We start from the raw sequence: 12,955 nt of genomic DNA on the forward strand, positions 1-12,955 counted from the left end.
TTCTTCTCGTACAAGGGGGATAACTACCCCGAGGTGACGGCTACTTCGGCGGGAAGCGGAGCGCGCCGTCCAGGCGGACGACCTCGCCGTTCAAGTAGTCGTTCTCGCACAGCCCCTGGACCAGCGCCGCGTACTCCTCGCTGCGCCCCATGCGTTTCGGGAACGGCACCTGCGGCCCCCAGTACGCTTCCAGCTGGTCGCCGGCCTTCCCGTACGCGGGCGTGTTGATGGTGCCCGGTGCGATGGTGGTGACCCGGATGCCCAGCGGGGACAGGTCGCGGGCCGCGACCAGTGTCATGCTCGCGACGCCGCCCTTGGCCGCCGCGTAGGGGAGTTGGCCGATCTGACCCTCGTACGCGGCGATGGACGCGGTCGTGACGATGACGCCGCGGACGCCCTCCTCCAGCGGCTCCTGGCGGGCGAGCGCGGCCGCGCCGAGGCGCAGCACGTTGAAGACGGAGGTCAGGTAGTAATCGATGGTGGTGCGGAATCCATCCAGGGGGAGCGGGCTGCCGTCCTTGCCGACGAGTCGGCCGCCGGTCGCGGGGCCGCCGTGCACATCGACGACGATGCGCAGCGGCCCGGCCGCCTCGGCCTCCACGAGCGCCGCGTTGACACTGTCCTCGTCGGTGGCGTCGGTGCGGACGTACCGGATGCCGAGCTCCCCCTCGAGCGCCTTGCCCTTCTCGTCGTTGACGTCCGCGGCGACGACCCGCGCGCCCGCCGCGTGCAGTCGGCGCACGGTGGCCTCGCCGAGGCCGCCCGTGCCGCCGACCACGATCGCGGAGCTTCCGGTGATCTGCATCTGTACTCCCCACTCACTCGTGTGGTCACTGGTGCCGTCACTCTTGAAAGTCTCGCTCTACTGAAGCGAGAATAGCACTCTCATGAACATCTTGATGACCCTTGAGATGGCCGCATCGGCAGGGGAGCGGCCCGCGGTCACGCTCGACGACCGCTCCCTGTCCGCCGCCCGGATCCTCGGCCTCGCGCGCCGCGCCGCCGAGCGTTTCCGTGGCGCTCCGGCGGTGCTGTACCGCGCGCCCAACCACCTCTCCTATCCCGTCGCACTGTTCGGCTGTGCCCTGGCCGGCGTACCGTTCGTGCCGCTCAACTACCGCCTCGGGAAAGATCAGTTGACGGAGATCGAGGGGCGGCACCCGGACGCGGTCCGCATCGGCCCTGACGATCTGGAGGGTCTGCTCGACGTCACCTCCACCGGCGAGCTCCCGCCCGATGACAAAGCAGGCGACATACAAGCCCCCTGGGACCAGGACGCGGTCGCCGTGATCCTCTACACCAGCGGCACCACCGCGGCCCCCAAGGCCGCCCTGCTGCGCCACCGCCACCTGCTCGCCTACGTGTTGAACACGCTGGAGTTCAACTCCGCCGCCGAAGGTGACGCGGCGCTCGTCGCCGTGCCGCCATACCACATCGCCGGCCTGACGAACCTGATGTCCAACCTCTACACCGGGCGCCGCGTCGTCTACCTGCCCGCGTTCTCGGCCGGTGAGTGGCTGGCCGCGGTGCGCCGGGAGAAGGTCACCCACGCCATGCTCGTGCCGACGATGCTCGCCCGCATCGTCGACGAACTCCCGGCGGGCGAAGGCGCAGACGTCCCCACCCTGCGCAGCCTCGCGTACGGCGGCGCCCGTGCCTCGCGCGCCGTCGTCGAGAGGGCGCTGCGGGCCTTCCCAGACACGGGCTTCGTGAACGCCTACGGGCTGACCGAGACCTCCTCGTCGATCGCGGTGCTCGGCCCCGACGACCATAGGGCCGCGCTCGAAGCGGGCGATCGGGTGGGGCGCGACCGGCTCGCCTCGGTCGGCCGCCCGCTGCCCGGCGTCGAGATCGAACTACGGACGGCAGACGGGGAGTTGTGCCAACTCGGGGGAACCGGCCTCGTGCACGTGCGAGGTGAGCAGATCTCGGGCGAGTACAGCGGTCGCAGTGTGCTCGACGCGGACGGCTGGTTCCCCACCGGGGACCTGGGACGTATCGACGTCGACGGTTATCTCTACGTCGAGGGCCGCGCCGACGACACCATCATCCGCGGCGGCGAGAACATCGCCCCCGCCGAGATCGAGGACGTCCTGCTGGAACACCCCGGCGTGCGCGAGGCGGTCGTCATCGGGGTGCCGGACGAGGAGTGGGGGCAGCGGATCGTCGCGGTCCTCGTCGGTAACGAAGAAGGCGTCCAGCCGGAGGAGCTCCGGCTGTGGGTGAGGAACCGGCTGCGTACCTCCAAGACCCCCGACACCGTCGTCTTCCGCGCCGACCTGCCGCGCACGGGGACCGGAAAGCTGCTGCGCCGCACGCTGATCGCCGAACTGACCGAGCCGGACCCCCACCGAGCCGGACCCCAGGACAACCCGGAGAAGTCCCATGCCTGAAGCCGTGATCGTCTCCGCCCTGCGCACCCCCGTGGGCACCGCCCGCAAGGGCACCCTGCGCGACACCGACGCCTACACCCTCGCCGACCGCATCGTCCGCGCGAGCGCCGACCGCCTGGCCGAACTCGGCGTCGAACCCGACCGTATCGACGACGTCATGCTGGCCGAAGGCCTCTACGGCGGCGGCGTCATCGCCCGGCACGCCGCGCTGACCGCCGGTCTCACCACCGTGCCGGGACTCGCGCACAACCGGCACTGCGCCGCGTCGCTGGCCGCCGTGCAGTCGGCGGCGGCCTCGATCCGCTCCGGGATGGACGAGGTGGTCATCGCGGGCGGGGTGAACTCGGCGTCCACCTCCCCGCGGCTGCGACTCGCGGACCAGCCATGGGTGCCACCCACCCACCCCGACCGGCCCGACGCGCCCAACCTGGACATGTCGATCACGGTCGGCTGGAACGCCGCCATCGCCGCGGACATCTCCCGCGAGGACATGGACGCTTGGGCGCTGCGCTCGCACCGCAACGCGATCCGCGCCATCGACGAGGGCCGCTTCAAGGACGAGATCGTCCCGGTCGAGACGCCGTACGGTCTTTTCGACGTCGATGAACACCCGCGCCGCGACACCTCACTCGAGAAGCTGGCCGGGCTCAAGCCGCTGCACCCCGAGATCGACGGCTTCAGCATCACCGCGGGCAACGCGGCCGGAGGCAATGACGCCGCCGCGGCCCTCGCCGTCGTCAGCGACCGGCTCGGGCTGCCCGCCCTCGCCACGGTCAGGGCCTGGGCCTCCGTCGGCGTCGACCCGGCCGACACCGGACTCGCGCCCGTGCAGGCCATCCCGAAGGCGCTGGCCCGCGCGGGCCTGAGCACCGGGGACGTCGACCTGTACGAGATCAACGAGGCGTTCGCGTCGATGTGCGTGGCCGTCGTACGCCGCCTCGACCTCGATCCGGAATCGGTCAACGTCAACGGCAGCGGCTGCTCGCTCGGCCACCCCGTCGCCGCGACGGGCGGCCGGATGCTGGTCACGCTCGTCCACGAACTGCGCCGCAGGGGCGGCGGCATCGGCGTGGCGGCCATGTGTGCGGGCGGGGGCATGGGCTCGGCCGTGGTGGTGGAGGTTCCGGCGCCATAAGCGTCCCAGTTCCGTACGAAATCTTGATTGCCGAATTCAGAGAAGCTAGTTTCCGCATGGGTGGGGAACGGATCGCCCCGGTGGGAAACCGGCAGTGAGGAGTCGTCCATGACGTCAGCCGTCCGGGAACTGCGCCCCGGCCTCCAACTGGCCAGCTCCGTATGCGGAGTTCGCGTCATCGTCATTCGGGCTCCGGCCGACCGGACCCCCGAAATCACCTGTGGCGGCGAGCCGGTGGTCACGGCAGATACCGCGCCCCCGGCATCCGGCGGCCCCGCCGGCGAGGCCGCCACCCTCATCGGCAAGCGGTACGTGGACGGGACGGACACCCTCGAACTCCTCTGCACCGCCTCCGGATCGGGCGAACTCGCCTGCGACGGCGCCCCGATGACCATCAAGGCGGCCAAGGCGCTGCCCGCGTCGGACTGACCCAGCGGATCGGACGGAAGGCACTCGGCCATGCAGCACGACGACCTCATACTCATCAGCGTCGACGACCACATCATCGAACCGCCCGACATGTTCGTGAACCACCTCCCGGCCAAGTACCGGGACGACGCGCCCCGCATGGAACACCGCGAGGACGGCACCGACGTGTGGCGCTTCCGCGACGCGGTCCTGCCCAACGTCGCGCTCAACGCGGTGGCAGGACGCCCCAAGGAGGAGTACGGCCTCGAACCCCAGGGCCTCGACGAGATCCGCCCCGGCTGCTACGACGTGCACGAACGCGTCAAGGACATGGACGCGGGCGGCATCCTCGCCCAGATGAACTTCCCGTCCTTCCCCGGCTTCGCCGCCCGCCTCTTCGAGACCGAGAACAGCGACCTGTCGTACGCGCTGGTGCGCGCCTATAACGACTGGCACATCGACGAGTGGTGCGGCGCCCACCCCGGCCGCTTCATCCCGATGGCGCTGCCCGCGATCTGGGACGTCGACGCCTGCGTGAAGGAGGTGCGGCGGGTCGCCGAGAAGGGCTGCCACTCCCTGACGTTCACCGAGAACCCGGGCGCCATGGGCTTCCCCAGCTTCCACGACGCGTACTGGAACCCGCTGTGGCAGGCGCTGTGCGACACCGACACCGTAATGAACCTGCACATCGGCTCCTCCGGCCGCCTCGCCGTCCCTTCGGCGGACTCGCCGCCGGACACGATGATCACGCTCCAGCCGATGAATCTCGTGCAGGCCGCCGCCGACCTCATCTGGTCGCGCCCCGTCAAGGAGTACCCCGACCTGAAGATCGCCCTGTCCGAGGGCGGCACCGGCTGGGTCCCGTACTTCCTGGAACGCATCGACCGCACCTTCGAGATGCACGCCACATGGACCCTCCAGGACTTCGGCGGCAAGCTGCCCAGCGAGGTGTTCCGCGAGCACTTCCTCACCTGCTTCATCAGCGACCCCATCGGTGTGAAGCTGCGCCACGAGATCGGCATCGACAACATCTGCTGGGAGGCGGACTACCCGCACAGCGACTCGATGTGGCCGGACGCCCCCGAGGAGCTGCACGGCGTCCTCACCGAGCACCAGGTCCCCGATGAGGACACCAACAAGATGACGTACCAGAACGCCATGCGCTGGTACTCCTTCGACCCCTTCACGCACATCAAGAAGGAGGAGGCCACGGTCGGCGCCCTGCGGCAGCGTGCCGCGGGCCACGACGTGTCCATCCAGGCACGCAGCAAGCGCGTCGTCGAACCCTCCAAGAAGCTCGAGGCGTTCCGGGCGCGGGCCCGCGCGGCCACGGCGGCGGCGAAGTGACGCCCTTCGACCTCACCGGCCGCTCCGCGCTGGTCACCGGCGCGGGCGCGCCCGGCGGCATCGGCGCCGCCGTCGCCCGCGCCCTGGCCCGCGCAGGCGCCGCCGTCCTGGCCACCGACGTGGACGGCGAGGCCGCCGAACGCATGGCCGCCGCCATCCGGGCCGACGGCGGCAAGGCGGAAGGCGCCGCCCTCGACGTCCGTGACCGGGCTGCCGCCGACGAGGCCGTGGCGCGGGCTGCCGCCCTCACCGACGGCACGCTGCACATCCTCGTCAACAACGCCGGTGTCACCGCGCCCGCCATGTTCCCCAAGCTGACCGAGGACAGCGTCCGCGCACTCCTCGACATCCACGTGCTGGGCACCTTCAGCTGCGCCCAGGCCGCCCTCGCCCACCTCCCCGAGGACGGCACGGGCCGCATCATCAACGTCACGTCCTCCGCGGGACTCACCGGCACTCTCGGCCAGGTCAACTACTCCGCCGCCAAGGCCGGCATCATCGGCCTGACGAAGTCCCTGGCACGCGAACTGGCCCGCAAGAACATCCTCGTCAACGCCGTCGCCCCGCTCGCCGCGACACCGATGACCGAGACGATCCGCACGGACGAGAAGTTCGCCGCGGGCATGCTCGCCCGCATCCCGCTCGCCCGCTGGGCCGAACCCGACGAAGTGGCACCGGCGTTCGTGTTCCTGGCCTCCGACGCGGCCTCCTTCGTCACAGGGCAGGTGCTGCCGGTCGACGGCGGCCTGGTCATCTGATGGCCGACGACTGGTTCAGCGGCAGGGCGGCCCTGGCCGGCACCGTCGCCGTGATCACGGGCGGAGCCGGCGGCCTCGGCGGCGCGATCGTGCACGACCTCGCCGCCAACGGGGTCCGCACGGCCGTCCTCGACCGCGACGAAGAGGCGGCCCGAGCCCTGGAGAAGTCGCTCGCGGGCCACGACGCCCTCGTACGAACCGGGGACGTACGCGAAGAGGCCGCGCTCCAGGGCCTGTTCGCGGCGGTCGACGCACGATGGGGCCGCCTCGACACCCTCGTCAACGTCGTCGGAGGCACCTTCCGCGCCCCCTTCACCGAGACCCGGCCACGCGGCTGGGACGCCCTCATCCGGACCAACCTCACCCACGTCCTGCACGCCTGCTCGCTCGCCGTGCCACGGATCCGGGCGGGCGGCCGGGGCGGCAGCATCGTCAACGTGTCGACCATCGAGGCACACCGCGCCGCCCCCGGCTTCGCGGTGTACGCGGCGGCGAAGGCGGCCGTCGAACAGTTCGCCCGCACACTGGCCGTGGAGCTCGCCCCGGACGGCATCCGCGTCAACAACGTCGCCCCGGACTACGTGCCCACACCGAGCCTGCGACGACTCGCGGGGGACGGCCCCGCCCCGCTCGCCACACCTGAGGCCCTCGCCACCGCCATCCCGATGGCCCGCGCGGGCAGACCCGAGGACGTCTCGGGGTGCGTCGTCTTCCTTGCGTCGGCCCTCTCGTCGTACGTCACGGGCACGACGCTGCATCCAGACGGCGGCACATACGCGTCGTCCGGCTGGTTCAACTGGCCGGGGACGGGCTGGGCGAACCACGTCCCCGGCATGTGACCTCAGGTGTTGCGGCCGCCGTTGACCCCGATGACCTGGCCGGTGACGTACCCGGCCTCCTCCGACACGAGGAACGAGCACGCCGCCGCGATGTCCTCGGGCCGGCCCGCCCGCCGCACCGGAGTCACCTTCGCGATGTCCTCCACCGAGTGACCGAGCAGCCCCCGCTGCTCCGAGCCGCGCAGCATGGGTGTGTCCACGAAGCCCGGCGGGATCGTGTTGACGGTGATGCCCTTGGGGCCGAACTCCAGAGCCAGGGACTTCGTCAGGCCGATGAGGCCGGACTTCGATGCCACGTAGTGCGTCATGTACTGCTGGCCCGAGTGCGCGCTGGACGACGAGATGTTGACGATGCGGCCCCAGCCGGCCTCGATCATGTGCGGAATCGTGGCCTGGCACAGATAGAACGGGCCGCTGAGGTTCACGGCGAGGATGGTGTCCCAGGACTCGTCCGTGATGTTCAGGAACTCCTTGAAGCCCGTCTTCCCGGCGTTGTTGACCAGCACGAGAACCGGCCCGTACGCGCCGCGGACCTCCTGCACCGCGGCGTCCACCTGCGCCCGGTCGGAGACATCGACACCGCCGAGCGCCATCGCCTCGTGCCCGCTCTTCCGCGCCTCCTCGGTCACCGCCTCTGCGGCCTCCTTGTTGAGGTCGAGGACGGCGGTCGCGAAACCGTCCGCGGCCATCCGTAGCGCGATGGCCCGGCCGATGCCGGACCCCCCGCCCGTGACCAGTGCCGTACGCCGCTGTGTCACGCCGGTGTCGGGTGTGCCGGTGCTGGCTGTGTCGGTCACGCGATCGCCTCCTCGCCCGCCAGTGATGTGCGGTGCATCAGCCGCGACGAGTTCTGCTCGTACGGCAGCGCCCGGTGCAGCATTCCGGTGTTGTCCCAGACCACCAGGTCTCCCTGATGCCACTGGTGGCGCAGCGTGAACCTCGGCTGCGACGTCCACTGAAGGAGCCGGTCGAGCAGCGCCCGGCTCACTTCATGTTCCATGCCGACGATCTCGCCCGCGGTCGTACCGATCAGCAGCGAGGTGCGGCCGTTCTGGTGTGTCCATACCAGCGGGTGCTCGCGCGCCGGGTTGCGGTCCCAGGCCGCGCGCTCCTTGGGCGTCGGGTCCGGGGTTACATGCAGTTGCGAGGCGGAGAAGCTGTGCACGACGCGCACGCCGTCCAGCTCGGCGCGCTCCGCCTCTGACATGGCCTCGTACGCGGCGTAGGTGTTGGCGAACTCGGTGTCGCCGCCTCCGCCTCTGTCGACCCGACGGGCCGTCAACAAGGTCGCCCTGTCCGGAACTTCGCTGGTCGTTCCGTCGATGTGCCAGAAGAATGTCGCCTCGCGATAGGCGGCGAGCCGGCTCTTCGACGGGTCCCGGGTGATGGCCTGCACCTCGGGATGCTCGGGCACACCGCCGTGCGGAATCGGCACGACCTGCCCGAGCAGCCGGCTGAAGGCGACCAGGTCGCTGTCGCTGAGGTCGGCATCCCGGTAGACGACGACGCCGCGGCGTTCGAGGGCCTGGCGGCACTCCTCGGCCACCGCCTTGTCCACCAGGCGGTGCCCCGACAGGCCGGTGATCTGCACGCCGGTCGTCGGCGTCAGCTCGGAGACGGTGACACTCATCGGCCCCCTCCGTCCGCGTCCCGTGCCTCTACCTCTACCTCTACCTCTACCTCTACCTCGCCGAAGGTCTTGCGTTCCATGAACTCCTCAAGGCCCGCGACACCCTTCTCCCGTCCGATGCCGGACTGCTTGTAGCCGCCGAACGGGGTGTCGGAGAAGAAGTAGTTGCCGCCGTTGATGCTGAACGTGCCGGTGCGGACGCGCCGCGCCACCGCGAGCGCCCGCTCCCGGTCGGCGCTCAGCACGGCCCCGGACAGCCCGTACACCGAGTCGTTCGCGATGCGCACCGCGTCGTCATCGTCGTCGTACGGGATCACCGCGAGGACCGGGCCGAAGACCTCCTCCTGGGCGATCTCGCTGTCCGGGGCGACATCGGCCAGCAGTGTCGGCGCGTAGAAGTAGCCCGGATCTATGCGCTGTCCGCCGGTGACGAGCGTGGCGCCCGCGGCGACGGACCGTTGCACCATGCCGTCGACCTTGTCGCGCTGCCGCTCGCTGATGAGGGGACCCATGTACGTCTTGGGATCGCTCGGGTCACCGACGCGCACCCGCTCCATGCGCCGTGCCACCTGCTCGACGATCGCGTCGTGGTGGCGGCGCGGCACCAGCATCCGCGAGGTGATCGCGCAGGCCTGCCCGGAGTGCAGACAGATCATGTACGCCGCGTACGTGGCGGCGTTCTTGAAGTCGGCGTCGTCGAGGACCACGAGGGCCGATTTTCCGCCGAGTTCGAGGAAGACCCGCTTGACGGTGTCGCTCGCCGCCGCCATGATTCGCCGCCCGGTCGGGCTCGCCCCCGTGAAACTCACCAGATCCACATCGGGGTGGGTGGTGAGCACCTCGCCGACCGAGGCCCGCGACGAGGACAGGATGTTGACGACACCGGAGGGGATGTCGGTGTGCTCGGCGATCAGCTCGCCGAGGGCCAGTGTCACGAGAGGTGTGTCGGGCGCGCCCTTGAGGACGATCGTGCAGCCCGCCGCGAGCGCGGGGGCCAGCTTGGCCAGGGCCAGCTGGTTCGGGTAGTTGTACGGGATGATCGCGGCGGCGACCCCGGCCGCCTCCCACTCCACCCAGCGGTGGTGGCGCTGCCCCTGGTACTCGACCACACCCATGTCGTCGACGAACGAGTGGTCTTTGACGAGGTCCGCGTAGTACCGCACGAGCTCGATCGGCTCGTCCAACTGCGCGGCGTAGGTGAGCATGCGCGGCGACCCGGCGTCCGCGATCGTCAACTCTCGTAGTTTCTCCCGGTGTTCGACGAGCGCCTCGTGCAGCTGGTCGAGGCAGCGGCGGCGCAGCTCCGGGTCGGTGGCCCAGTCGGTGGTGTCGAAGGCGCGGCGGGCGGCGGCCACGGCCTGTCGCGCCTGCTCCTCGGTGGCCTCGGGGGCGTGGCCGAGGAGTTCGCCGGTGGCCGGGTTGTACGAGGCGAAGGTGGCGTCGGCGGCGACGAGCCGGCCGTCGATGAGCTGGCGTCGCGAGGCGAGGGGACGTCCCGGGTACTCCGTGGTGAGCTTCAGGACCTGCATGCGCGGTGCGGGTTCCATACTGATCACGTCGGACATGTGCAGTCGGCCGTCGGCCGCCGCCGCGGTCACGTTTTTCACCGCCTGCTGCGGGTCGCCCTCGATTTCGTAGTGCGCGATGTACGGCCCTCCGGGCTCCCGTGGCGCATAGCGGACGGCGGCCACGAAGCCGTCGAGCGCCACCATCTCGGGCAGATGGACCTCGTCGTACCAGCGGTTGAACGCGTCCAGGGCCTCTTCGCTCGCGGGCCGGGACTCTACGTGCAGGACGTGCTTGGTCATGGCGGCTCCTTCGCCGACCGGGCAACGGAAGGGACGCGGGAACGGAACGCCTGGATGGTATCCGCATTTCTCTCCTGAGAGAACCATGTTCTCAAAGGGTGACGGTATCTTGTTCCCCGGACGAAGGAGCGGATGTGGAGTCACCGAGGAGCGGCGTGGCCGAACCGGTCGCCCATGCGCCCAAGAGCGGCCGCCCGCGCGCCACGACCCGACCCGACCTCGAACGGATCGGCTTCGAACTCTTCGCCCGGCAGGGCTTCGACGCGACGACCGTCGATGACATCGCAGGCGCGGCGGGCATCGCGCGGCGGACGTTCTTCCGCTACTTCGCGTCGAAGAACGACCTCGTGTGGGGTGACTTCGAGCAACAACTCGCCGGGTTCCGTGAGCTGTTGAACGCCACCGGCCCCGGTGTCCCGCTCATGACGGCGCTGCGCGCGGCCGTCGTCGACTTCAACCGGTTCGACACCGCCGTCGTGCCCTGGCACCGGCAGCGCATGCAACTCATCCTGACCGTGCCCACCCTCCAGGCCGACGCCACCCTGCGATACGCCTCGTGGCGCGCCATCGTCACGGACTTCGCGGCCCGGCGCCTCGGCCTCGCCGCGTCCGACGCGCTCCCGCGGCTCTTCGGTCATACGGTCCTGGCGGCGGCGGTCACGGCGTACGAGCACTGGCTCGCGGTGCCCGAGGCGGAGTTGGGCGTGCTGCTCGACACGGCGATCCGGCGGCTCGAGGTCGGGCTCGGCGGGGCGCCCTCCGCGTAGCGGGTGTGCAGGGGGCGCCTCAGAGCAGCTCGCGCCGCATCGCGTCGGCGACCAGCTCACCGATCAGTACGGCGGTCGCGGCCGGGCCCCGGTGTGGTGTGTCCGGCAGCATCGACGTGTCCGCCACCCGCAGCCCGCGTATCCCGTGCACCCGCCCGTACTGGTCGACGGCGGGGCCCATCGGGACGGTTCCGCAGGTGTGTTGGGCCGTGCCGAGGTGGTCGCGTATCCATCCGTCCAGCGCGCGATCCTCGTCGAGGATGCCGGGCCCGGGGGTGAGAAGTCCGCCGCCCGAGAGCTCGGTGAACGGCGCGGTGTCCAGGAGGCCGGCCGTGACGCGGACGGCCGCGCGCAGCCGGCGCAGGACCTCGCCGTCGCGCAGATAGTCGTAGTCGACGGCGGGGGAGACCGTGGGGTCGGCGGAGCGCAGCCGCAGCCGGCCGGTGGGGCGCGGCGTCTGGACGGAGGCGAGAAACGAGCTCGGTGCGCCCGGCACCCGTATGGTCCCGCCGACGAGCCCGGCCATCGGCACCAGCGACTGGAGGATCTCGATGTCGCCGGGGCGATCGGCATCGCCAGCACGGGAGTTGAGGTGCAGGCAGCCGCCGAGCCAGCTGGTCGGGGGTGGGGCGAAGTCGTCGTGGGGCCGCCAGTCCAGGACCAGTTGCGGGTGGTCGGAGAGGCAGGCGCCGACCGCGGGCGCGTCGCGGACGACGGGGACCCCGGCCCGCTCGAGGTCCGTTCGTGGGCCGATGCCGGAGAGCAGGAGAAGGTGGGGCGTGACGAGCGCCCCCGCGCTCAACACCACACACCCGGCGTCGAGCGTCTCCCGCGCCCCGTCGCGCTCGACCACGACGCCCGTGGCCCGTCCTCGCTCGACCACCACTCGCACTACGGAACAACCGCCCACCACCGTGAGGTTGGGCCGTTCCAGAACCGGCCTGGACAGGTACGCGAGCCCGGTGTTCCGCCGCACGCCGTCGACGGAGTTCGACGGCACGGGCCCGAAGCCGGGCGGGCCCTGGTCGTTCTTGTCGGGCTCGGCGGCGAAACCCAGCTCCCGGGCGGCGTCGCGGAAGGCCACGGCGGCGGGGTGGGTCACAGGTTCGCGCGTGACGCGCATCGGCCCACCGTCTCCGTGCACGTCGCTCCGGCCGAAGTCGCAGTCGTCCTCCAGCGCGCGCAGCAACGGCAGCACCCGTTCGTACGCCCAGGCCGGATGGCCCGCCGCGGCCCACCGGTCGAAGTCCGCGCGCCTCGCTCGCACGAAGTACCCGCCGTTGACCGTGGTGGACCCGCCCAGCACCCGCCCGCGCGGCACCGACCACGGCCGCCGCGGAGTGAGCAGTACCGCATGGGAGGCGGTCGCGGGATGGTCCGGCTGGGCGCCCGGGACGAGGCGCGCGTCCAGCAGGGCCGGGTCGAAGTGCGACGGCACAGGACCGGCCTCAACCAGCAGCACGCTCCGGTCGGCGTCCTCGCTCAGCCGCGTCGCCAGCACGGCCCCCGCGCCACCGGCACCGACGACGAGCACGTCGGGGCGGACGGACGTGATCGGAGCCATGGGACCGGATCCAATCCCGCCGTGACGGCAGCGCGCAAGACCCCGGCGGTGCCCGCACCCTTTCTTTTGGCATCGCATGCCAATACTCTCGGATCCGTTCGCGCACACCCTCAACCACCCATCGGTAAAAGGGAGTTCCGCATGAACGTGCAGCTCGAATCCGCCCCGTCCACTCCTGCCGCCTCTGCCACCGAGGCGCCGGCCTCCTCCACCGCTGTGGCCGACGAGCCCCTCATCGAGGCCGACGACCTGGTCGAAGAGGTCTCGATCGACGGCATGTGCGGCGTGTACTGATCGTGGGTGCCC

At 70.9% G+C, this 12,955-nt stretch carries 13 protein-coding genes; 8 read left to right on the forward strand and 5 right to left on the reverse strand.

Annotation, left to right across the window (positions count from 1 at the left end; all coding sequences use genetic code 11):
• Positions 1-40: 40 nt before the first annotated feature.
• Positions 41-805, reverse strand: coding sequence for an SDR family oxidoreductase (locus tag ACWD2L_RS11780; protein ID WP_451189218.1), 765 nt, complete (start codon positions 803-805; stop codon positions 41-43).
• Between the two features lie 82 nt (positions 806-887).
• Here ACWD2L_RS11780 and ACWD2L_RS11785 point away from each other — a divergent pair, with 82 nt between their 5' ends.
• The 6 genes from ACWD2L_RS11785 (at position 888) to ACWD2L_RS11810 (ending at position 6,880) form a co-directional block, all read left to right on the forward strand.
• Positions 888-2,393 carry a class I adenylate-forming enzyme family protein gene (locus tag ACWD2L_RS11785; protein WP_451189220.1) on the forward strand — a complete coding sequence of 502 codons (1,506 nt, stop codon included), beginning with the start codon at positions 888-890 and terminating at the stop codon, positions 2,391-2,393.
• Entirely contained in the window at positions 2,386-3,528 is a 1,143-nt protein-coding gene (locus ACWD2L_RS11790) for a thiolase family protein (RefSeq protein ID WP_451189223.1), read from the forward strand. The genes ACWD2L_RS11785 and ACWD2L_RS11790 overlap by 8 nt, the downstream gene beginning before the upstream one ends.
• A 108-nt stretch (positions 3,529-3,636) precedes the next feature.
• Positions 3,637-3,957: a hypothetical protein gene (locus tag ACWD2L_RS11795; RefSeq protein ID WP_451189226.1), complete on the forward strand. Its 321-nt coding sequence runs from the start codon at positions 3,637-3,639 to the stop codon at positions 3,955-3,957.
• 30 nt (positions 3,958-3,987) lie between these two features.
• The gene (locus tag ACWD2L_RS11800) at positions 3,988-5,283 is read left to right on the forward strand and encodes an amidohydrolase family protein (protein ID WP_451189229.1); all 1,296 of its coding nucleotides are present in this window, start codon (positions 3,988-3,990) and stop codon (positions 5,281-5,283) included.
• The gene (locus tag ACWD2L_RS11805; RefSeq protein WP_451189232.1) at positions 5,280-6,041 is read left to right on the forward strand and encodes an SDR family NAD(P)-dependent oxidoreductase; all 762 of its coding nucleotides are present in this window, start codon (positions 5,280-5,282) and stop codon (positions 6,039-6,041) included. Before ACWD2L_RS11800 ends, ACWD2L_RS11805 begins: the two co-directional genes overlap by 4 nt.
• A complete protein-coding gene (locus ACWD2L_RS11810) occupies positions 6,041-6,880 on the forward strand; it encodes an SDR family NAD(P)-dependent oxidoreductase (RefSeq protein ID WP_451189235.1) in 840 nt (279 codons plus the stop codon). The genes ACWD2L_RS11805 and ACWD2L_RS11810 overlap by 1 nt, the downstream gene beginning before the upstream one ends.
• 2 nt (positions 6,881-6,882) lie before the next feature.
• Here ACWD2L_RS11810 and ACWD2L_RS11815 read toward each other — a convergent pair whose 3' ends face one another.
• The 3 genes from ACWD2L_RS11815 to ACWD2L_RS11825 are packed head-to-tail and all read right to left on the reverse strand — an operon-like array spanning position 6,883 to position 10,318.
• The gene (locus ACWD2L_RS11815; RefSeq protein ID WP_451189238.1) at positions 6,883-7,677 is read right to left on the reverse strand and encodes an SDR family NAD(P)-dependent oxidoreductase; all 795 of its coding nucleotides are present in this window, start codon (positions 7,675-7,677) and stop codon (positions 6,883-6,885) included.
• On the reverse strand, positions 7,674-8,510 hold the full coding sequence (locus ACWD2L_RS11820; RefSeq protein ID WP_451189241.1) for a TauD/TfdA dioxygenase family protein: 837 nt from the start codon (positions 8,508-8,510) through the stop codon (positions 7,674-7,676). The genes ACWD2L_RS11815 and ACWD2L_RS11820 overlap by 4 nt, the downstream gene beginning before the upstream one ends.
• The gene (locus ACWD2L_RS11825; RefSeq protein ID WP_451189243.1) at positions 8,507-10,318 is read right to left on the reverse strand and encodes an aldehyde dehydrogenase family protein; all 1,812 of its coding nucleotides are present in this window, start codon (positions 10,316-10,318) and stop codon (positions 8,507-8,509) included. The genes ACWD2L_RS11820 and ACWD2L_RS11825 overlap by 4 nt, the downstream gene beginning before the upstream one ends.
• Before the next feature lie 134 nt (positions 10,319-10,452).
• Here ACWD2L_RS11825 and mftR point away from each other — a divergent pair, with 134 nt between their 5' ends.
• Positions 10,453-11,085 (forward strand): mycofactocin system transcriptional regulator, encoded by a 633-nt coding sequence (gene mftR / locus ACWD2L_RS11830; RefSeq protein ID WP_451189246.1) that lies wholly within the window; start codon positions 10,453-10,455, stop codon positions 11,083-11,085.
• 19 nt (positions 11,086-11,104) lie between these two features.
• Here mftR and ACWD2L_RS11835 read toward each other — a convergent pair whose 3' ends face one another.
• Positions 11,105-12,649, reverse strand: a complete 1,545-nt coding sequence (locus tag ACWD2L_RS11835; RefSeq protein WP_451189248.1) for a GMC family oxidoreductase — start codon at positions 12,647-12,649, stop codon at positions 11,105-11,107.
• A 141-nt stretch (positions 12,650-12,790) separates the two neighbouring features.
• Between ACWD2L_RS11835 and mftA the strand changes: the two genes are divergently transcribed.
• Positions 12,791-12,943, forward strand: coding sequence for a mycofactocin precursor MftA (gene mftA / locus ACWD2L_RS11840; protein ID WP_451189251.1), 153 nt, complete (start codon positions 12,791-12,793; stop codon positions 12,941-12,943).
• Positions 12,944-12,955: the final 12 nt, after the last annotated feature.

The organism is Streptomyces sp. NPDC002754 (assembly GCF_053592315.1).

What these genes read in the sequence shown, in the direction of transcription:
- ACWD2L_RS11795 (WP_451189226.1), top strand. Translation starts at nt 3,637, where the DNA reads ATGACGTCAGCCGTCCGGGAACTGCGCCCCGGCCTCCAACTGGCCAGC.
- mftA (WP_451189251.1), top strand. Translation starts at nt 12,791, where the DNA reads ATGAACGTGCAGCTCGAATCCGCCCCGTCCACTCCTGCCGCCTCTGCC.
- ACWD2L_RS11825 (WP_451189243.1), bottom strand. Translation starts at nt 10,318, where the DNA reads ATGACCAAGCACGTCCTGCACGTAGAGTCCCGGCCCGCGAGCGAAGAG.
- ACWD2L_RS11820 (WP_451189241.1), bottom strand. Translation starts at nt 8,510, where the DNA reads ATGAGTGTCACCGTCTCCGAGCTGACGCCGACGACCGGCGTGCAGATC.
- ACWD2L_RS11780 (WP_451189218.1), bottom strand. Translation starts at nt 805, where the DNA reads ATGCAGATCACCGGAAGCTCCGCGATCGTGGTCGGCGGCACGGGCGGC.
- ACWD2L_RS11835 (WP_451189248.1), bottom strand. Translation starts at nt 12,649, where the DNA reads ATGGCTCCGATCACGTCCGTCCGCCCCGACGTGCTCGTCGTCGGTGCC.
- ACWD2L_RS11790 (WP_451189223.1), top strand. Translation starts at nt 2,386, where the DNA reads ATGCCTGAAGCCGTGATCGTCTCCGCCCTGCGCACCCCCGTGGGCACC.
- ACWD2L_RS11800 (WP_451189229.1), top strand. Translation starts at nt 3,988, where the DNA reads ATGCAGCACGACGACCTCATACTCATCAGCGTCGACGACCACATCATC.
- ACWD2L_RS11785 (WP_451189220.1), top strand. Translation starts at nt 888, where the DNA reads ATGAACATCTTGATGACCCTTGAGATGGCCGCATCGGCAGGGGAGCGG.
- ACWD2L_RS11810 (WP_451189235.1), top strand. Translation starts at nt 6,041, where the DNA reads ATGGCCGACGACTGGTTCAGCGGCAGGGCGGCCCTGGCCGGCACCGTC.